This window comes from Algoriphagus mannitolivorans DSM 15301 (genome assembly GCF_000429425.1).
In the GTDB taxonomy this organism is placed as follows: Bacteria; Bacteroidota; Bacteroidia; order Cytophagales; family Cyclobacteriaceae; genus Algoriphagus; species Algoriphagus mannitolivorans.
Map to the genome: position 1 here is coordinate 346,013 of NZ_KE386902.1, position 20,422 is coordinate 366,434.

Genomic DNA, 20,422 nt, shown 5'->3' on the forward strand with positions numbered 1-20,422 from the left:
GGAAATCTAAATCTGCCTCCAAGGAAGCAATTGCCTGACAAATTAAAGGAAATAGGCTGACTTTAAGTTCAGCGATTAGGCATAAATTGACGCAATGCTTACTTTTGGGTCTTATGTCTGAAGTCCAGCGCAGGAAATATTCTCAAGAAGAGAAGACCGCCATCTTTGATGGGGAGTTTATGCCACACATAGACTCGATGTACAATTTTGCCTTCAGGCTCACCTTTGATGAGGACGATGCCAAGGATCTGGTACAGGATACCTACATGAAAGCCTTTCGTTTTATCAATTCTTTTGAGCAGGGAACCAATGCCAAAGCATGGCTTTTCAGGATTCTGAAAAACAGCTTTATCAACGAGTATCGCAAGAAGAGCAAGCAGCCAGCAAAGGTCGATTATCAAGAGGTGGAAACTTTCTACAACTCCGATGATGTTGACTATCAGAGTACCACAGACCTAAGGGCTGAATCGGTCAAGGATATGCTCGGAGATGAGATCTCCAATGCCCTCAATGCTTTGGCGGTGGATTTCCGTACCGTAATTATCCTGGCAGATTTGGAGGGATTCACTTATGAGGAAATGGCAAAGATTCTGGACATTCCCATCGGAACTGTCAGGTCCCGTCTCCACCGGGCAAGGAATCTTTTGAAAGAGAAATTGCGGGGCTATGCCCAAACCATGGGCTATAAAACTGACGAAGAGGAGGAATAAACCAAGTATTGATGGAAAACAACGAATTATCATCCAACACCCGAAAGCTGGAATGCAGTGATGTAAGCAAGTGCTTTCAGCTCCTGGAGAGCATTCTGGACGGAGACATGGGAGAAGAGGGCAAAGATGTCCTGAAAGAAAAGTTGGCTAAATGCCAGCCTTGCTTTGAGCATTATCATCTCGAGCAAGCCATCCGGGAAGTACTCAAAAACAAATGCACCAAACAACCTTGTCCTGAAAAATTGGCGGATTCCATTCGCCAGATGATCCAAGAAATCAAATGAGTACAGCCTCCGGCAAAGCCATTATTTTTTCCGCGCCCTCTGGCTCCGGAAAAACTTCCCTGGTCAAACACCTGATTCAGCATGTTCCCAACCTGGGTTTTTCCATTTCAGCCTGTACGCGGGATAAGCGCGGTCGGCATGAAGTTCATGGAAGAGATTATTACTTTTTGAGTATCGAAGAATTCAAACAAAAAATAGATGCAGATGCTTTCGTGGAATGGGAAGAGGTGTATGAGGGGAATTTTTATGGAACCCTCAAAGAAGAGGTGCAGCGCATCTGGGACAGCGGCAAGGCGGTCATTTTTGATGTGGATGTGAAAGGTGGATTGGCTTTGAAGAAATACTTTGGCAAGCAGGCCTTGGCCATTTTTGTGAAAGTTCCAAGTATGGAAGTTTTAGCTTCCCGACTCAATGACCGGGGAACGGAATCCCCTGAATCCCTATCCCGAAGATTGTACAAAGCTCAGTTTGAGATGACTTTTGCCCCGCAGTTTGATGTGACGATCTTGAATGATGACTTCGAGAAATCTTCTCAGGAAGCAGTGAGTTTGGTTGCTGATTTTTTAGCCAAATAAGGGCTCATGAAAGTAGGGCTCTATTTCGGTAGCTTCAATCCCATTCATATCGGGCATCTGATTATTGCCAATACGCTATATGACAGGACCGACTTGGACGAAGTCTGGTTTGTGGTCAGTCCCCAAAACCCCTTCAAAAAGCAACAGTCTCTAGTCCACGAGTTTGACCGACTGCGTATGGTGGAGCTGGCGATTGCGGATCATTTTCATTTTAGAGCTTCAGATGTGGAGTTTCGGATGCCTAAGCCCAGCTATACCATCGATACGCTGACCTACCTGAATGAGCAGCATCCTCAGCATCAGTTTGTGTTATTTCTGGGTTCGGATAATCTGACCCATTTCAAAAAGTGGAAGAATTACGAGGCTATTTTGGGGCACTACGAATTGCTGGTCTATCCACGTCCGGGAGAGGCGATTACCTGGGAGCATCCCAAGGTAAAGACCATTGATGCCCCCTTACTGGATATCTCTGCCACCTTTATCCGCAAATCCATCCAAGAAGGGTATTCTGTCAAATATCTCCTCCCTGAAAAAGTGGAGGAGTATATTCTGGACAAGAAATTGTACCACTGAAAATCACATCTCTTAAAATTGCCGTTTGCAAAAAAAAAAAACACCGGTGGTGTAAAACATAAAATCTATTTTTAACTACCTATTGCGTGAATAGGACTAGCTTATTAGCTTAGTTTCAACTTCATCATGAAGCCGTTTTTGGGCCAAAAACTTTTTTACCAATTCTAACTCTTTAAAACTATAAAAAAAGTATTCTTTGGACTGGCGTTTTTGGGATCAGTCCTAATGTTCAATCAAGGTGCGCAGGCACAGGCTTCACTTCCAGGAGATGGGGGAGGTGGGTTTACTTGTAAAGTGGAAATTATTACCTGTAACTGGTTTACTGGGACAACAAGACAAGTTTGCCATCAAAATGGCTCGGGTGTAGATTGTCAATGCGGTCAATCCACAACTTGTCCCTAATCCATTTAATTTCCCCTCCATCAAACTGGTGGAGGGTTTTCAATACTTTAAAACCACAATTTTGAATACACCAAATGAACAAATTCAAATTTGCTTGTATTATTTTCTTCTTTTTTAATATAGCCTGCAAACGTAATAGTCCAAATTCAGGGTATCTGACTATCCCTCAAGAATCCCAAGATCCAATCCTTATTTCCAGTTTGTTTGAAGAGGTGGAAATTATCCCTATAGCAGGTGACCCGGCTTTTTTTCCAAATGAGCTAGACAAAGCAATGGTCTCAGATCAATTTATTGTGGTAGGAGATTTTACTTATTCCCAAAGCTTGTATGTATTTGAAAAGGAATCCTGGGAAATTGTTCCTATTCCATTGCGGAAAGGCGAAGGTCCAAATGAAGCCAAAGAAGTCTCAGATTTCTGGATTGCTAATGATTTCCTTTATATCCTAGACGGAGTTGGGAGAAAAATCCTGCCCATGAAGATTGAAGAAGGTAGTTTTATCCTCCAAAACCCGGTTCCATTAGAAGTACCTTTAAGAAAATTTGCAAAGACGGAATCAGGGTTTGTTGGGCTTACAGGTGGGGGACAGGATTTTGCATTGGCTTTTGTTAACGGCAATGGTAAAGTCACTTCTACGCATCTTCCTTTTTCAATCGAATATTTGATGAATCCTATGAATCCATTTCATCAAGTAAATGATGGGAATTTGTCGATGGTATTACTACATACCCAATTTTCTCCCCTGATTTACAGGGTAGACCAGGATGAATTAGTAGAATTCAAACGATTTGCCTTTGGTAGTGAACCATTGAAAATCCATGAAAAAACAGACTATCGCCTGGATCAGGAAGGGTTTGATCAATTCAGGACCACACTTCAAAGTCAACCATCTTTTTTCACTCTTTTTGAAAAAACAGCAAATCAGTTTTTGCTTTTCCATATTATCAATGAGGTACCAAAAATGGCCTTGGTTGATGGAGATTTCGGGTTGAGTTTCAGGTTTCAAAACTTTAAGAATGACATAAGTTTTGACCAGCCTTTTCCAAAAGTGATCGGGGTAAATGAGGACAGATTTTTGGCATTTGTTTCTAGGGATCAGATAAATCACTCAATGCCAGAATTCAAAAACTCAGACTTAAAAAGTGTAATTGAATCTAACCCCGAGGCATTAGGTTTTCTAATCCAGTTTAAACTCAAAGTGGATGGTTCAACAAGTAATTAAGTTGACCACTAAGAATAGAGAAATAGTTATTTTTTAGTGGGCAGTGGTGGGTTGAAAACCAAATGAAAATAAAAAATCCCGAGCTTCTCGCCCGGGATTCTTGTTTCTTAAAACTAGGTCAATACCTGCGCAGTACTTTCTAGCTTCTTGGATCTAACGTCTTACGTCTTGTGTCTAAGGTCTACTATCTTGACTCTTACTTCTTCATCGCTACCTGGTCCGGCTTGGTGGATATTTTTTTCCAGATCAATTCTCCTACCTGAGTGCCTTGTGTGACCCCGTATTCAATCGCAGGACGGTAATGAATTCCACCATAAAATCGACTGATTGCTGCTTCTTTGGCTGCTTCGGTGAAGGAATTGAATTCACGGATAGGAAGCCCATAATCCACTTCAGAGCTGTCCACCAAATGGAATTCATCCCCGAAAAGCTGAGCCAAAGTATAGGCAGAAGCTGCAGAAGCTACGCTATGCCCGCTGGTATGCTCAGGGAATGGAGGAGTCTGAAGCAATGGCACCCAGTTTTCATCGATATGCTGATTGATGTAGGTTTCCGGACGGATCAGTTTGCTTCGGTATTTCTCGTCCCAGCAGGAAATAAATGCCTCATTCAGGGAAATTCCGGTCAAGGCCAAGGCTTCAACGGTCCCTTTCCAGTCTTTGCCGGCACCTGCCGCGGCAATAGAAGCTATGCTCATCCAATGTCCTCCGGGAGTGATTTTTTTCTCCGCAAACATCACATGGCCTTTGACATTCATCTTGTAGGGATTGCAATCCCAAAACATGGCAATGTCTTTATTTTCTTTGGTCGCATTGATGTCCGCTTCGTAGACTTCTTTCGCCAATTTGAAGAATTCCGAATTTGGATCTGTGGAAAAAGGAGGTGGAGGAAGGGGTTTGAATTGAGCCGCTGAGTCCAGGACAAAAGTTCTGATTTTGTTCCAATGCGGCTCGATCGCTTCCATGTATGCCGGAGGAGTGGGCTGCCAAGTTCCTGCATCGCTTACTACGGTGTACTTAGGAAAAGACCGGCTTTGGTGATAATTGTCCTTTTTGGAATAGGCGATGACATGATCTGCAATCTCTTTTCCGAAGGCCAGAGAGGCTTCAAATACCTCATCCGGAATTCCTTTTTCTTTCAATTCCGCAAATACTTTGTCCCGATGCTCCTGCATCATCTTTTCGGAGAAAATCAAGGCCGTTCCTACCTGATAATAGGCTGCTAGTGCTGACAGAGGGGGATAAATTCCTTCCGGTACAGTTACTTGAATGGGTTCTGAACCATTCAGCTGTCCCATCAAGGAAGCATAGTGAGTCGGATCTGTGGCGGCCGCTACTTCATAGGCCGCCAATGAAGAATAGGAATAGATCCTCGCAGCTACCGGCGGGGAAAAGATGTCATGAATGATGACTTCCGTGATTCTTTTCTGGGCCTGATGAAAATATCTTCCATCGGAGATCGCTTGCGAATAGTCCTTCTTTTCTTGGCAGGCAAAAGCCAAAAGAACCAAGAAGAAGGCTTTTAGGGTAATTTTAAACGTACGCATAGTGGGTATACCAATTAAGTGTGATAAAGATTGCTCCAGATTGGGTTTGAGCGGTTTATCAACTTAGATGAGACTCCAAAGCTAAGGATATGCTTCCCATTCACCAATGATTTATAACAGGTTTTTACCGAATCCAATAGATTGATCCATTATTTTCAGCTCCCAGGAAATACTGTTTCCCCTGAACAGAAATTGACCGAATCACTCTGATTTCAGGAGTTATCTGACCGGACAAGGCATTGGGAATTAGGTCCCATGATCCGGCTCCCCATTGTAATAGGGTAGGACTGAGATTTCGAGATTTGCCTAAATCCACCCTCAAATCTTTGGAGTTGCCACCCAAAGCCAAGGTTTTGGAAGTTTCCTCCCAAGCAAGAGCTCCTACCGGGCTCAATTGTAATTCCTGTGGGAAAGCTACAAACACAAAGCTTCCATCTTCCTGCTGTAAGTAAACACCTGATCGGAATTCATAAGCTGGGAGTTTTCTGGCTTTTTGGAGTTCTTCACTCGGGAAAAGGTCCTCTGGCTTGGAGATTTGGGCATATTCTGCATAGGAAGTATGCTTTTTCTTGATTCCGGGAATCTGTCGAATCAGGTCGTCTCGGGTAGCAAACGGAACCAGCTTCTCACCCATATGATGGAAAATCAGCGGATCTGCCTGCCCATTGCCATCAAAATCATGATGATAGAGCCAAACCGGCTTTTCCCGACTGGCTTTTAGCTTGGAGTTGAGGCCAAGGTTCCCTACCAGAATATCCGGTTTACCGTTTCCGTCCACATCCGCGATCTCTAGCGCTTGTATCCAGCCTGCCGAGAACTCAAGGCCTTTAGGGGATAGCTCCACAGCTTTTCCATTTTCAAAAGTAAAAACCCGTAAGGCATTCCAATCTCCGGACAGGATTAACTCCGGCTTTCCGTCTCCATTCAAATCCGAAAATCTGGAGGCATTGATCATTTCCAAAGCCACATCCTGTCCAAAGTAATAGGCAGTCATGTCCTGAAATTGTCCCCTTCCATTATTCAACAAGAGACTACTTTTGGGATTTGCCCCATAATCGCCAGTCACTACTGAGGAGCCTATAAAAAGGTCTAAATCTCCGTCTTGATCGACATCAGCAATGGCTACTGTGCTGGTGTTTTCTCCGATAGGAGGAAGGGAATTCATGGAAAAGCGAAAATGGCCCTGTCCGTCTCCTAAGAAAATCCGGTCAAAATTATACAGGTCTCCAGATGGGTTTTCATTTCCTCCGCTCCCCACAAACAAGTCCAAAAATCCATCTCCGTTGAGATCCGCGAATTCTGCAACCACATCCTCTGCCTTGGCCAATTGCTGGAAAATGGGATTTTCTGCTTCCAGAAACTCCCCGTTTTTCTGCTGAAGTAAAACAACTCCAGCCTGATCTCTGGCTCCTCCCAGATACACGTCCTCTAATCCGTCACCATTGACATCCCCCACTGCCAAGGCAGGACCCATTTGAGTAAAACTCTTCGGAGCTAGGTATTCCCGCTTGATAAAATCCACCTCGTTTTTCTCCTGATGCTTCCAAGGGATGGTTGGGAAGGTAGGCTGATTGGAACCTTGAATTGGTAGAAAAGCAGCGGGTCTTCCCTTTCCTTTTTGGAGAAGAAGACTTTGGTTACTGGGGGATCCCGGAAAAATTTCCCGTTCCCCTTCCGGCCAAAAGACTTCTATGGAATCGATTTTTTCCACTTTTCCCAAACCGTAAACCAATGTCGTGGAAGTGCCTGACTGAAAACCTCTGGAAGTGCTGATCCGCTGAGCAAATTGTCGGTTTTCGGCAAAGAGTGTGACTTTGGAACCGATTCCAAAAGAGTTGGTGGGAAGGGATTCCAAGTTAATTCTAAGGAAATGATTTCCGGATTTTTCGCTGTGGTTTTGGTAGATAAAGGCGGGTTGGTCGATGTTGTTGATGATCAAGTCCAAGTCCCCGTCATTGTCCAAATCTGCGTAAGTAGAGCCATTGGAATAGCTTTCCTGATTCAATCCTAAAGATTTTGCTTCGTTGGAAAATCGAAGGTCTCCCTGATTTCTCCAGGCAAAATTGGCAATCTTCAGCTGTGGCAGCATGTCGATCTGTTTTTTGCGGAGTTCTTCCATGGGAGTTTTGGCGTCCACATCTTGACTGTATTGGATAAAATCCAGGTCATTGGGTCTTTTGGTGATTCCATTGGTAACATGGATATCCATCAGTCCATCATTGTCAAAATCAAAGATCAAAGGAGACCAGCTCCAATCAGAGGCAAATACTTCAGAGAATAGTGCGATCTCGGAGAATCCTTTTCCATTTCGATTCAATTGCAGGTGGTTTCGGACATATTGATCTGCATAGCCAAAGCGTTCCTTAATCTGATACACTTCTGCTTTGTCTTCACCCACCGACTTCATCCAGATTTCTGGATCTTCGGGGAGCATGTCCGTAGTGAAGATTTCCGGAAATCCGTCTCCATTCAGGTCTGCGGCATCATTTCCCATGGAATACCGGCTGGTGCTGGTGATCAATTCCTGTAATGCCTCCCTAAATGTCCCGTCCTGATTGTTGAGGTAGAGGTAGTCGTTTTCGGTAAAGTCATTGGACACGTACAAGTCCAGCCATCCATCTCCATTGAAGTCCTCTGCAGCCACTCCCAATCCAAATCCCAGGATACTGGAGTAAATCCCCACGGATTCGGTCACATCAACAAAGCCTTTTTTTCCTTCGGCAAGAAGATTCTTGAAAAGCTTGTCCCCACTGGGATCTGCTTGGGTTCTTTTTTCTGCTTGGGCAAAAACCTCCGGGGATTTGACGTTGTGATTGAGAAGGTAAAGATCCAAATCCCCATCTCGGTCGTAGTCAAAAAACAGGGCATGGGTGCTGTAGCCCCTGAAGTCCACCCGGTATTCTTCGGCTGATTCTTTGAATTTGTTTTGGCCAAGGTTGAGGTAAAGCTTATTGGATCCGGGTGTTTTCCCGATTTCGGCGACTTGACAAACATAGATGTCCAAAAGACCATCTCCATTGACATCTGCAAATGTCACTCCGGTTGACCAGGCTCCATCTGCCGTGATTCCCGCCGATTCACTGATATCCTCAAATTGAAAGTTTCCTTTATTGAGATAGAGTTTGTTGGGAACTTGATTTCCGGTAAAGAAAAGGTCCACCAAACCGTCATTATTGATGTCTCCAGCTGCGACTCCTCCTCCGTTGTAGAAATAGAGGTATTCCAGAATGTTGAGTTCGGAGTCGGAATTCAGTGTGTTTTGGAAATGAACGCCAGTTTCTTCCGGAGATAAAAGGGTAAATAAATTCGATTCCTTTTCAGCTTCCTTTTTACAGGAAGAGAATAAAAGGCAGATTCCCAGGGGCCAATAGACAAGTTTATTCATTTTCAATACCTCCAGATTTCAGCAGGAGCATTGTTTTTCACCACCAAGAGTTGGTTGGTGCCCAGCATGGAAAACGCCCGAATATCCCCACTTAGGTTCAGGCCGTGAATTGCATTAGGATAGTACTCAAAGCTTCCATCACCCTTACCGAGTAGAATTTCCCCGTATCCTGCATCGTATTTACCGACTTCAGGTTTGGCTCCGCTTAGGTTGCCTCCCAGCAGTATATCCAGCTTACCGTCTTTGTTGAAATCTGCCACATGGATTGCATAAATCCAGGTTTTCTGCCCCATGGAGCCAAAAGGTTTCCACTCCAGATTTCCATTGCCTAAATTTAGTATTACTCCTGACTCCAGATTGTTTACTGAATTGGTGAGTGATTTTCCGACTACTTCCTGAGGGAAAATATCTGTCAGGCTTTGGTGATTGTAGTCGGTGTATTTTATGTATTTCTTCTTAATTCCCGGAACTTGCTTTTCCAATTCATGCTTGAGCGTGTAAGGAATTTCTGCATTTCCGGATCTTTTGGTCATGATTTGCTCGATGGCGCCATTCTGATCAAAGTCATTGAGGAAAAGAGTGATCGGACTTTCCAGGCTTGCTCGGAATCTGGAATTCTTTCCGTGATTACCCAAAATGAAATCCGGCCTGCCGTCTTGATTGAGATCGGCGATTTCAAGACTTTGATACCAGCCTTTTAGGGTTTCCAAAAGCGGGATTTCAAGCTTTTCCAGTTTTCCGTTTCTATTTTCCAGGATTACGGGAGCCATCCAGTCACCCACTAGGATCACATCGGATTTTCCATCTCCATTCCAATCACTGACTTTGGCATCGGTGACCATTCCGAGTCCTTTGAGAGCAGGAGCAAGTTCTGCGGATTTTTCCTTGAAATTTCCTTTTCCGTCATTGATCCAAAGCTGAGAATCAGGATTTGCTCCATAGGTAAAAGGCACCAATCTTCCTCCTACCAAGAGGTCCAAGGCTCCGTCTTCATTGATGTCAAGAAGTTCGACGACTGAGCTGGAGCCAAACACGCCCTGCATTCCGGTGGAAAACCCTTTGGAGAAATTTCCTTTCCCGTCATTAATGTATAAGCGGTCGGCTAGATCTGGTGAGCCAAAACCGGATTCATTGCCCCCGGAAGTCACAAATAGATCCAAATCCCCATCACCATCTGCATCAAAGAAAACAGCATCTGTATCCTCCGAAATGGCATCTTCCAAAAAGGCTTTTTGCTCGTTGGGTACAAACTTTCCGTTATTTTTTCCGAGATATAATTTCCCAGGATAGGTTTTGCCGCCTCCAAAGTACAAGTCCTCCCATCCGTCTCCATTCACATCTGCTTTGGCAAAGGCCGGACCTTCGGTAGAGAGCATGTGATAGGTCAGACGGTCCCGGTCAAAGTCCACAAATTCATTTTCCTGATGGACAAAATCCAAAGGTTTATCAGTCTCCAGACTGAATATCGGAGTAGTGGAGATTTTGTCGAAAAAGGAGGTTCCCGGAGGCAAATCTCCAGACTCTTCCCAACTCAGTTCTAGTACCTGCTTGGAGTTAACATTCTTCAATTCAGTGAATTTACCGTCAGGCCAGAGGATTTTGATCTCATCCAGCTTGCTGACATTTCCCAGTCCTAAGGTCAATTTAGGATCCATGGAAGACTGGAATCCACGGTTGGGGATTTGCTCTAGGTAAAAAGTCTGATTTCCTGATTTGGCGAGGATTTGGGTACCAATCGCTCCGGTATTTTGGCCTTTTCCTTTGAGAGAGAACTGGATCCACTGATTTTCCGGAAGGAGGGTAGTGGATTGATTCTGGAAAATCTGGGCAAATTGGTTCACATTATTGACTACCAGATCGAGGTCTCCGTCATTGTCCAAATCTCCATAGGCAGCTCCATTGGAATGAATGGCTTTGCCCAAGCCCCATTCCTGGGCCATATTTTTGAAATTCAGGTCTCCCAGATTTTTATAGGCATAGTTGGGTACCGGATTTACGGGAATCGGATCGATGAGTGCCCGGTAATCCACCCCGTCCTGTGTAATGATTTTGATCTTGGTTTCCTCGTTGTCGATAAAGTTCAGGTAGTCCAGATCAGTGATGTCCTGATAAATTCCATTGGCCACGAAAATATCCCGCATGCCGTCGTTGTCCATGTCAAATAGCAGAGCTCCCCAGCTCCAGTCCGTAGCTTCGACGCCGGCCAGTCTTCCAACTTCGCTGAATGTTCCATTGCCATTGTTCACATGAAGCATATTTCTGGAAAACTGGTAATGGTACCCATGCAGTTTGTTGAACTGGAATTTATCCCAGTTTTCGAAAGTGGTCACCTGCTTGAGCCGGGTGCTAGGCTCAGGAAGCATGTCGGTCACGAAGATGTCGAGAAGGCCATCTCCGTTCATGTCTGCAATATCCGCTCCCATGGAAGCGGCACTGATGGAGCGCATTTGGGACTCCAAAGCTTCGGTAAAAGTCCCGTCCTGATTGTTTAGGTAGAGATAGTCTTTTTCAAAAAAGTCATTGGAAATGAAGATGTCCGGCCAGGTATCCTGATTGACATCCCCGATGGTAATTCCCAAGCCAAACCCGATGATCGAGCCATAAATCCCTGCCTCCTCACTGACATCCACAAATTTCCCGCCTTCATTTCTATACAGTTTATCACCTCCGACAGGGTCTCTTTTGGGTCTTTCATTCTGCATTTTGTTGAAAGAGCCAATCGCCTGGTAGGAATTGTTCAGGAGATACACATCCAAATCTCCGTCTTTGTCATAATCAAAAAATACCGCGTGGGTAGAAAATCCCTGATCAGCTAAGCCATATTCCTCTGCCTTTTCCTGAAAAGTACCGTCTCCTTGATTGATGAAAAGCTCATTTTGCTTGTTGTCTCCTGACACATCCCCGGAGTTGCAGACATAAATGTCCAAAAACCCGTCACCGTTCACATCTGCTATGGCCACCCCGGTACTCCAAGCACGCGTGCCTGCTACTCCGGCTTTGTCCGTGATGTCTTCGAATTGGAGATTTCCTTTGTTGAGGTAAAGTTTATTGGGGCCTTGGTTGGCAGAAAGGTAAATATCGACCAGCCCGTCATTGTTGACATCTCCCAAGGCTACACCGCCACCGTTGTAATAATTTCGATAGGTGAAAATGTTAAACTCCTCGTCAAAGCCAAGATCATTTCTGAAACCAACTCCGGATTTCTCTGGGCTGATTTCTTGAAAAAGGGTAGGGGTTTCCTGTTGGGATTTTGAACAGGAGGCGAGAAGGCCCGAAAGGAGAAGGAAGGCATAGATTTTTCTCATGACTCTTCCTGATTAAGGGATTTTTGAACCGGCAGATCAGAGATTTCTACCCGTACGATGGCGAGGGTTTTCTTGAAAATGCGGATGCGGCGATTACCGTCCATCTTGACGAATACCACTTTGGTTTTGTCCTCATTGCTGACTTCCAAAAATCCCGGGCCGTACCATTCTTCGAATAAAGCAATGACATCATCCCTTAGATTATCCACATTCAGTTCCTCATTCCAAGGTGCATAGCCTTCATATTGGAATTCGATAGGCATGAGGTAGATTTTATCCTGTTCAAATCTGGGATAGAAGCGCATTTTTGCGGTATTTCCTGAGGGCATTTTAGGGGAATATTCCACAGATAGCTCCGTTGGGCCATTGGTAAGAAGGCCTTGCTTATTGAGGTCCCAACAAGTTTGGAAGAAATCTTTTCTTGTCATTCCTAATTCTAAGCCCAGAAAGAGTTCATTCACTTGTTTGCCAGAGCTTAACTCCCTTTCCTCCAGTTTTTCATATTCTGTTTTGCAGGAAAAGAGAACCAAGATTGCCAGAACACTAGTGTATTTCAAAAACCAAAGGTGTTTCATTGTTTCTAATTGTAATTAATTTGGACTTTTCTCCGGATTTAATTTGGAGCATACTCCGGATTTCCCCCGGAACGAAGAATCCACTTTCTTCCGGAAGAAGTACTTTCCATTTTTCATTTTCTTCTGCCTTCAGCACCCATCCATAGCTTCCCATTTGCGAACCCATTTCAGGTTTGATTCTGCTTTGATTTCCCCCAAACACCAAATAGGATTGGCCTTGGGAGTCTTTCAGAAATTCTATGGAATACACTGGGGAGGACTGGATTTCGACTGGAAGGGAAGCTTGGGTGAACCTTCCGTTTCCTTGATTCATCCATAGAGTAGTCTCCAATAAATCCACACGTAAAATTAAGGAATTTGCCCAAATGGAGGCAGGAAAAAGCTTTTCCAAAGGCATGCTTTTGTAGGCAGCATAAGTGGTCAATTGCTTTTTCAAAGATGGAATCTGCTTAAGCAGGGCTGTTTTCAAAACCATGGGAATAGTTTCCCCATTGTTCTCAAATGCCAGAATTTGCTCCAGGGATCCATTTTGATCAAAATCATTGATGATCATTCGAAGTGGAGCGATGGAGGAGGTTCTTATTCTTGAGTTTGTCCCCCAATTTCCGGCAAGGATATCTGGCATTCCATCCCCATTGATATCTTGGACCTTTAAGGCATTCCAAAGTCCGTGAGTGGATTGGAATCCCAAAGCTTGAGTTTTCTCCGTGAATTTTCCTTCTGCTAGGCTGAAAATCCGAATGGACATCCATTCACCTGCGAGAATCAGCTCCGGGATTTGGTCTCCATCCAAGTCTTCTAAAGCTCCTGAGGTAATCATCCCGAGTTCTGATAGCTCGGAGGCAAGGGTTTTACTGATATTTGTAAAGTTGGCCTTCCCGTCATTTTCCCAAAATTCCACCCCCACAGGGATTCCGTATCCAAAGGGAACAGCCCTTTGTCCGATTATCAAATCCTGATCTCCGTCCTGATCCCAGTCATAGGATAGGGCAAAGGAGCTTGGCAAGCTTGAAAAGATCTGAGAGGAAAGTGTGAAGTTTCCTTTTCCGTCGTTCAAGTAAAGCCGGTCTTGGTAGGTGGGAGAGAAATCAGAAAACTCTATTCCTCCGCTGGCCACCAAAAGGTCTGGGATCTGATCCCCATTGGCATCAAAAAAGAAGGCAGATATGTCCTCCGACAGCGCACTGGATTCAAACATCTGTTTTTGATGGGAAACAAACTCACCCTTGGAGTTTTGTAAAAGCAGCGCAGAAGCTTGGCCTTTGGCACCCGGAATGAAAATATCCTCTAAACCATCCCCGTTGACATCGGCTTTGGCGGCTTTGGGACCTTCGTTGCTGATCATCCAGAATCTCAACCGATCCCGGTCAAAATCCACAAAATCGCTTTCTTGATGTCGAAAGGGAATCGGAATGCCAGATAGGACAAATGGGGGATTGAAGTCTGGGTTCAGAGGTTTGGCTGAAGGGATTGGGTTTTCTTTTTTAGGCTTCAGAATTTGGTTGGAAGGAACGTTTTGAAGCCGGGTAAAAGTCCCGTCAGGCCAAAGAATGTGGAGTGAATCCAACGAGGTGTGACTTCCCAAGCCAAAATGAAGACGGGAATCTACCGAAGACATATAGCCTTTGACTGGCTGGAATTCCTGAAAATACTGGTCCTGCTGGGCATAAATCCAAACCTTGGCCCCGAATGAATTTCCCAAGTCCAAGGTCAGAAAATTGATTTTTTGGGTTTCGGCAAGTTGGTTTTGGTATAGGGAGACCAATCCGTTCAGGTTATTGACCACCAAATCCAAATCTCCGTCATTATCCAAATCTCCGTAGGCAGCTCCTGAGCTAAAGCTTGCCTCATTCAAGCCCGAAGTCCCAGCACGGTTTTCAAACTTCCAGTTTCCGAGATTTTTGAACCAGTAATTATGCTGAGGCTCGGAAGGGAATTCGTCGATCATTTTGGTCAGCAGTACGGAATCCTTCCGATATTCTGCCACCTTGCTTTGATTGTTGACATAGAAATCCACATAGTCAAAATCGGTAAGGTCTTTGACGATGCCATTGGCGATAAAAATGTCTCTCAATCCATCCAAATCTGCATCAAAGATCAAAGCTCCCCAGCTCCAATCCGTGGCCTCAACCCCTGCTTGTCTGGATACTTCGGCAAATACCGGCATCTTGGATCCAGGTCTGAATCCCAGATTTCTTTGGAGGGTATTTCGGGTAAACTGATGGTGATAGCCTGACTTGATATTGGCCTGATATTTATCCCATTCTTCAAATGGAGTTTTGGTTTTGATGCGTTCCCAAGTAGCGGGTAGCATTTCCGTGACAAAAATATCGGGGCGGGAATCATTGTCAAGATCGGCAATATCGGCACCCATGGATCCCATGCTGATTTCGGGAAGCACTTCGGTCAAAATCTCGGTAAACGTACCATCCTGATTATTGAGGTATAGGTAATCCCGCTCGAAAAAGTCATTGGAGACATACAGGTCGGGCCAATGATCTTCATTCAAATCAGCGACGGTCACTCCAAGACCATAGCCAATGGCACTTCCATAAATTCCTGCTTCCACAGATACGTCTGTGAATTTTTGTCCATCATTTCTAAAGAGCTTATTTCCTCCTTCGGGATCGCGAATTTCCCGCTGTCCTTCTCTTAGGTCGTAGATCCCTACCGAGCGTCCTGAATTGCTCAGGAGATACATGTCCAGGTCTCCGTCTTTATCGTAGTCAAAAAAAACTGCATGCTGGCTCAGGCCTGTTTCTGCCAGTCCATATTCTTTAGATTTCTCCTGGAAGCTCAGGTTTCCCTGGTTGATGAAGAGTTCGTTGTGGCGTTTTTCTCCGCCTAAAGGTCCGGATTTACAGACATAGATATCTAAAAGTCCATCTCCATTGACATCGGCCATGCTTACGCCGGTGGACCAGTATCCGGTGGAGTTCAATCCTGCCTCGTCGGTAATGTCTTTAAATTTCAGGTTTCCCTGATTGAGGTATAATCGGTTGCTGCCTTGATTGCTGGCCAGAAAGATATCAATCAGGCCATCATTGTTGATATCGCCTAAGGCGACTCCAGCTCCATTGTAAAAATTTCGGAAGGTGTATGGGTTGACCTTTTCGGTATAGCTTAGATCATTACGGAAGTCAATTCCGGAGGCTTTGGGGTCAATTAGTTTGAAAAGTGTAAAGTCCTCCTGTTCTCTTTTTGCGCAGGAAAAGAGAAGTAAAAGTGATGCTGTAAATAGGAATAGTTTTTTCAAAACTTGTGTAAAAAAAAGGAAGTGTACCGAAGCACACTTCCTTTTACAAATATAGATTCTATCAATTAATAACCAGGGTTCTGCTTCAGAGCAGGGTTGGCATTGATTTGATTTTGAGGGATTGGGAACAAGGCTCTGAAAGCTTCAGACTGTCCTTTTTCCCACCATGGCTGATTCCATTTTCCGAAACGGATTTGGTCAGATCTTCTGGTGGCCTCAGCAAACATTTCTCTACCTCTCTCTGCGAATAGCTCGTCAAGAGTAATTGTAGTATATGCTGGCATGTTCGCTCTGGTTCTGATTAAGTTGACCCAGTTTAAGGCCACAGCAGTTTTACCTTGACGCAAAGCAGCTTCTGCCTTGATTAGGATGATTTCACCGTATCTGATCAATGGATAATCATTGTTTAGGGAAGATGCAGCTCCATTAGCGAATTCAAACTTGCCTACTCTTACACCTGCCTGACGGAAAGCGTTAGGGAAAAGCATGTTGATTTTAGGAGTGAAGGTAAGAGGCTGTCCATCCGGATCATTTGCTTCAGCGGAGATGTCAAGAAGACGCGTTCCGTTTGCAGCAAATTGAGGTCCTTCGATGAAGGATTTCTTACGGGAATCATTGGCGTCGAAGCTGTTGTAAAACTCTTCCAAAGATGCGTATCCGTTCCATGGCTGATCTTGCAGGTTGTAAGTCTGCTGACTTAGGTAGTGCAAGGTCATTTGTGCCAAGTTGAATCCTCCTGCATTGTTTTGATCGTAAGGAAGGGTTAGGATATTCTCAGTAGATCCGCTGTTTCTTTCAGAGAAGTTCGCAAAGAAATTAGAGGTCAAAGAATACTTACCGCTGTTGATCACTGCGTCAGCTGCTGCTTCTGCCTCAGCCCATTTGGTAGTACCTGTGTAAACACCGGCATTCAAATAAAGCTTGGCCAACATTGCCTGAGCAGTCATTTTGTTGATGTTCTGCTTCAAGCTTGTCTCAGGAAGCAAGGCGATATTGTCCTTGATGGACTTCTCGATGAAAGCAAACACTTGAGCTCTTGTAGCATTGGTAGGGTTTCCACCTGTGGTGTTTTCATCGATGATCGGCACGTTTCCGAAGCTGTCGATCAACCACATGTAAATCAAGGCTCTCAACACTTTCAATTCAGCGTTCAAAGAAGCTACATCCGGATATTGAATCAACAAGTTGTTGATCTCACCGATGGCACTGTAGCAATAAGCCCAAGAGTTGTTGAAAGATTCCTCGGAAGGATTCCACTTGTGCTGATGCATTCTGATCCACTGACCACCATCTTCCCAGTCAGCGCCCTTTTGAGGGATTGCCATTTCGTCGGAAGATACTTCCTGAATGGACCAAATACTATTATGACCTCCCCAAGAACCAACGATTCGGGAGTAAGCTGAAGCCTTAAGTACGTTAACCAAGTTGGGATTTTTGCTATTGGCTATATCCTCTGCTGTCACCCCATCTAGTACCTCTTGCTCCAATTCCTGACATGCTCCGATGGCAAATACCAAAGGAAGCATCAAGCAGATTTTATTGAATGATTTTAACATATCTGTATGATTTAACTGGTTATTTAAAGTTTACAGTTACACCCAAAGTGAATGAACGAGTCTGGAAGTAAGTATTTCTACGCTCGATACCTGGAGAAAGTGCTGAAGTAAACGCATCACCGTTTTCGGAGTCGTTTGTTCTTACCTCAGGATCGATACCTGTATAACCTGTAAGTGTAAATAGGTTTTGGGCTGCTAGATACACTCTAAGAGAACTCAAATTAGGAGAATTGGTTTTCAAATTGTAACCCAATTCCATGTTGTCCAAACGGATGAAAGAAGCGTCTTCTACATAAGAGCTGTTGAAGGTAGGGCTGGAAGATACCAATGGGCTGGTTGGAGTTTTGTCTGTGATGACAGAGTTCCAAGTGTTTGATCCTGGATCACCGTTTTCATAGAAGCCTCTGTAAGAGTTGTACAGATCATGTCCCCAAGCTCCTCTAAGGAATACATTCAAAGACCACTGTCCCCACATGAAGCTGTTGGCAAAGCCGAATTCACCTTTTGGCAAACCGTTACCTAGCTTTTCAAATTCATTTGGATCTGTAGTAGAAAGAATGTATTGTCCGCTTTCAGTCAAGCCATTCAATCTTGGACCGTAAATGTCACCCAAAGTCTGACCTACTCTGTTGTAGATGATTGGGTTGTTATTTTGACCAGGAGCACCTGGAGTAGCAAATCTCAATTCTTCGAACCCTAGTTCACCCGCTGACAAGCTTTCGATGGTGGTTTTGTCATAGATGGTGAAGTTTACGGTAGGAGTCCACTTCAAAGAACCTTTTCCAATCTGGTTTACAGTAGCCAAGAATTCAAAACCAGCGGCTCTCAAGTCAGCCAAGTTTACCCAAGTAGAACCTGCTGTGTTGAATCGTCCTGGATCAAATGGGTTTGGAGCACCCGCTGCAACTGGAACGTTGAACAACAAGTCAGAAATATTTCTGGTGTAGTAGTCCACGCTACCGGTAATTTTTCCATTCATCAATCCAAAGTCAACACCGACGTTGAATTCTTTTTTGGTTTCCCACTTCAAGTCCTTGTTAGGATTGGAGAACTGGTTGATGCCTACGAAGATGTCATTTTGAGTCAATGGATCACCATCCAAGTCAATTCTGTTACCGTTACCGAACACACCCAAAGCCAAGGTTGGAGATGGAGGAAGGTTACCGGTTACACCGTAAGAAACCCTAGGCTTGAATTGGTTGAATACGCCCATGTCGAAGATCTGCGTAAAGTCAGAACCAATGGAAACAGCTGGGAATACACCAGTTTGGTTGTTAGCACCGAAACCTGAGTAAGTTTCAGCTCTCACAGAAGCAGAAAAGAAGAAAGTATTGTCCCAGTTGAAGTTAGCTCTACCGAAAGCAGAGTTCAACTGATCTTCATTTGCGAAAGAAGAAACGTCTGTGTTATTACCCACGCGGATTGCACCAGCTCCCAAGTTATTCCAGCCTAAGTCAAATAGATATTGACGTACTCTTGCATTGAATCCTTGATTTGTAGTGTACTGCAATCCAACACCACCCAACAAAGTCAAGTTAAGCTTGTCGGAAAGATCAGTTTCGTATCTCAATGTAGATTCGAAGATTCTTTGCTTTCTGTCAAATGTATTTCTCTGAGCAGATCCAGTAGCACCAAGGCCTACTTGGAAATCCTGCAAGGACCAGAATGCCCCAGATAGGGTATTTCTTCTGTCTTGAGAATATTGAGCTGACAAAGTCAAATTAGGCATCAAGTCAAATTCAGCTCTGTAAGAAACCAATGCTGTTTTTGTTTCGCCGATAAACTTTTGCTGTCTGGCAAGAGCTACTGGATTGTAGAAGTCAAACAAATCTCTTTGGAAATATCCACCAAATCTGTTTTGTGCCGTCTCGGTATTTTCAAATACCGGAGCAGTAGGATTGTAGATGGTAGCATAACGGAATGCTGCATCATTGATAGATTCAGAATCCACGTTTGTGAATGATAGGTTGACATTGAATCTTAATCTGTTGTTCAATGCTCCCTGAGAAAGATTCAAACGAGTGTTCAATCTTTCATTTCCTACTCCATTTACGATACCGTTGTTATCACGGTAGTTGACAGAAGCCATGTAGTTTGAATTTCCGAAGCTACCGGATACACTGGCGTTGGTAGTGTAGGACAAAGCATCGGAGATCAATTCATTTCTCCAGTCTGTTCTGCTACCGAAGTCAGTTCCACCTCTGGCAACAAATTCTTCAGGAGAAAGCACTGGAATGAGGTTGGTAGCCTGGTCAAGAGTGGCGAATGAATTCACAGTCACATTGGTAGTGCCTTCTTTTTTACCTCTTTTAGTAGTGGTAATCAAGATAACACCCGAAGAACCTCTTGCACCGTAAATAGCAGCTGCAGAACCGTCCTTCAATACGTCAATGGACTGAATGTCATTTGGATCGACGTTTTCAAGAGAAGCACCGATCACACCATCCAATACGATCAAAGGGGAGGAGTTAGCTCCGAAAGTGGAAAGACCTCTCAAACGCACGTTGAAGGCATTGTTTGGGTTACCACCTGGACGAGTGATGGATAGACCTGCTACTTTACCTTGAAGCAACTGAGCAGGGTTGGTCACGTTACCTCTGTTGAAGTCTTCAGGCTTTACGCCTACTACTGCAGAGGTAATTTCTTTTTTGTCCTGTGAACCATAACCGATTACCACCGCTTCTTCGAGGCTTTGAACATCCTCACGAAGGTTGATGGTAATGTTGGATTGGTTACCGATTTCTACTTCCTGGGTAAGGTAGCCCACGAAGGAAATCACTAATACTTGGTCGCCAGGCTGAAGTGGGAGGGTAAATTTCCCGTCCAGATCAGTGGCTGTTCCGCGTGTCGTTCCTTTGACAAGAACTGTAGCACCCGGTACAGGGTCTCCAAGACCTGCATCCAGGACTGTGCCTGAGATGGTACGGCTTTGGGCATTGGCGAATGCGATAGTGCCCAGCATAAGCACCAACGCAAGCATCAACGACTTGAGTTTTGGTAAATAATTTCTCATAGGGTTTTTTGTTTTTTGAAAA

The 20,422-nt window shown here is 44.4% G+C and carries 12 protein-coding genes; 5 read left to right on the plus strand and 7 right to left on the minus strand.

The features are described 5' to 3' along the window. Nucleotides 1-113 precede the first annotated feature (113 nt). From G458_RS0118550 to G458_RS0118570, 5 genes are all read left to right on the plus strand, one after another. Nucleotides 114-710: a sigma-70 family RNA polymerase sigma factor gene (locus tag G458_RS0118550; RefSeq protein ID WP_026953231.1), complete on the plus strand. Its 597-nt coding sequence runs from the start codon at nt 114-116 to the stop codon at nt 708-710. Nucleotides 711-721: 11 nt separating this feature from the next. Beyond that, nucleotides 722-994 (plus strand): mycothiol system anti-sigma-R factor, encoded by a 273-nt coding sequence (locus tag G458_RS0118555; RefSeq protein WP_026953232.1) that lies wholly within the window; start codon nt 722-724, stop codon nt 992-994. After that, nucleotides 991-1,569 carry a guanylate kinase gene (gene gmk / locus G458_RS0118560; RefSeq protein ID WP_026953233.1) on the plus strand — a complete coding sequence of 193 codons (579 nt, stop codon included), beginning with the start codon at nt 991-993 and terminating at the stop codon, nt 1,567-1,569. The genes G458_RS0118555 and gmk overlap by 4 nt, the downstream gene beginning before the upstream one ends. Before the next feature lie 6 nt (nt 1,570-1,575). Beyond that, the gene (nadD, locus tag G458_RS0118565; protein ID WP_026953234.1) at nt 1,576-2,142 is read left to right on the plus strand and encodes a nicotinate (nicotinamide) nucleotide adenylyltransferase; all 567 of its coding nucleotides are present in this window, start codon (nt 1,576-1,578) and stop codon (nt 2,140-2,142) included. Nucleotides 2,143-2,618: 476 nt separating this feature from the next. Continuing rightward, nucleotides 2,619-3,764 carry a 6-bladed beta-propeller gene (locus G458_RS0118570; protein WP_026953235.1) on the plus strand — a complete coding sequence of 382 codons (1,146 nt, stop codon included), beginning with the start codon at nt 2,619-2,621 and terminating at the stop codon, nt 3,762-3,764. Between the two features lie 196 nt (nt 3,765-3,960). Here the strand turns inward: G458_RS0118570 and G458_RS0118575 are convergent, their stop codons facing one another. From G458_RS0118575 to G458_RS0118605, 7 genes are all read right to left on the minus strand, one after another. Continuing rightward, the gene (locus tag G458_RS0118575) at nt 3,961-5,310 is read right to left on the minus strand and encodes a vanadium-dependent haloperoxidase (protein ID WP_051287439.1); all 1,350 of its coding nucleotides are present in this window, start codon (nt 5,308-5,310) and stop codon (nt 3,961-3,963) included. Between the two features lie 124 nt (nt 5,311-5,434). Beyond that, a complete protein-coding gene (locus tag G458_RS0118580; protein WP_026953237.1) occupies nt 5,435-8,695 on the minus strand; it encodes a VCBS repeat-containing protein in 3,261 nt (1,086 codons plus the stop codon). Between the two features lie 2 nt (nt 8,696-8,697). After that, entirely contained in the window at nt 8,698-12,000 is a 3,303-nt protein-coding gene (locus G458_RS0118585; RefSeq protein WP_026953238.1) for a VCBS repeat-containing protein, read from the minus strand. Next, complete coding sequence (locus G458_RS0118590) at nt 11,997-12,557, minus strand: hypothetical protein (RefSeq protein WP_026953239.1); 561 nt, start codon at nt 12,555-12,557, stop codon at nt 11,997-11,999. Before G458_RS0118590 ends, G458_RS0118585 begins: the two co-directional genes overlap by 4 nt. Then, nucleotides 12,544-15,831, minus strand: a complete 3,288-nt coding sequence (locus tag G458_RS0118595; protein WP_026953240.1) for a VCBS repeat-containing protein — start codon at nt 15,829-15,831, stop codon at nt 12,544-12,546. Before G458_RS0118595 ends, G458_RS0118590 begins: the two co-directional genes overlap by 14 nt. A gap of 65 nt (nt 15,832-15,896) precedes the next feature. Further along, nucleotides 15,897-17,387, minus strand: a complete 1,491-nt coding sequence (locus tag G458_RS0118600) for a RagB/SusD family nutrient uptake outer membrane protein (RefSeq protein ID WP_035468470.1) — start codon at nt 17,385-17,387, stop codon at nt 15,897-15,899. A gap of 19 nt (nt 17,388-17,406) precedes the next feature. Further along, nucleotides 17,407-20,400 (minus strand): SusC/RagA family TonB-linked outer membrane protein, encoded by a 2,994-nt coding sequence (locus G458_RS0118605; RefSeq protein ID WP_026953242.1) that lies wholly within the window; start codon nt 20,398-20,400, stop codon nt 17,407-17,409. Nucleotides 20,401-20,422: the final 22 nt, after the last annotated feature.